Raw genomic sequence first — 958 nt, forward strand, 5'->3', positions numbered from 1 at the left:
GGACTGGCTCACCGCCCATCCGAGCGTGACCGTCGTCAGCCGTGACCGTTCGGGACCCTACGCCGAGGCCGCGCGCACGGGAGCACCGACGGCGACGCAGGTCGCGGATCGCTGGCACCTGCTCGTCAACGCTTCCGAGGCCCTGCGCGGCGTCGTCGAGCGGCACCAGTCCGAGATCCGAGGCGTGGCGCACCGCGCCGTGCACGACCCCGCCGGCTCCCCTGATCTGGCGAAGACGAAGACAGCGCCAACGAACGTGAGCAGCTGGCGACGCGACCGCTGCGAGGCGGCCCTGTGCCTCCACGGCGAAGGTCTGCCGACCAAAGAGATCGCTCGCCGTCTCGGCGCATCCCGCAACGCCGTGCGCCGCTGGGTGCGGGCGGGCCGGTTCATGCCCTACCGCCGCGCACCGGGTTCGAGCCTGCTCGATCGCTATCTGCCCTTCGTCGAGGCACGCTGGCGGGAGGGCCAGCACAGCGCCACCGTCCTCCACCGCGCGTTGCACGCGCAGGGCTTCATTGGCAGCTACGACATCGTCCGGCGCTGGGCCTCACGACGGAGGCAGGATGCGCCTGCGAGATCACCGTCCGCCCGGGTCCCCTCGACGCGCCGCATCACCCGTTGGCTCACCGCCGACCCGACCTCGCTGTCTCGGGAGGATCTCGCCTTCACCGAAGCGCTCTGCAGCGCCGCGCCGAAGCTGAAGCAGGCCGCCGAGGATATACGCGCCTTCGCCGAGCTCCTGCGCCAGAACGATCCCACCGGACTGACGCCCTGGCTGGAAGCTGCAGCCGCGACCGATCTCGGCGGCTTCGTCACCGGGCTCCGGCAGGACGAGCCAGCCGTGCGCGCCGCCATCGTCGAGCCCTGGAGCAACGGCCCCGTCGAGGGGCAGGTCAACCGCCTCAAGCTGATCAAGCGGAGCATGTACGGTCGCGCCGGTTTCGATCTCCTGCGC

Annotated in this window: 1 protein-coding gene; it reads left to right on the forward strand. The window is 71.3% G+C overall.

Translation table 11 applies throughout. The annotated features are described in order from the left end of the window. Positions 1-958, forward strand: a 958-nt coding sequence (locus tag FV242_RS33950; protein WP_147942037.1) for a transposase, incomplete at both ends; no start/stop codon positions are given.

Source organism: Methylobacterium sp. WL64 (assembly GCF_008039945.1).
Taxonomy (GTDB): domain Bacteria; phylum Pseudomonadota; class Alphaproteobacteria; order Rhizobiales; family Beijerinckiaceae; genus Methylobacterium.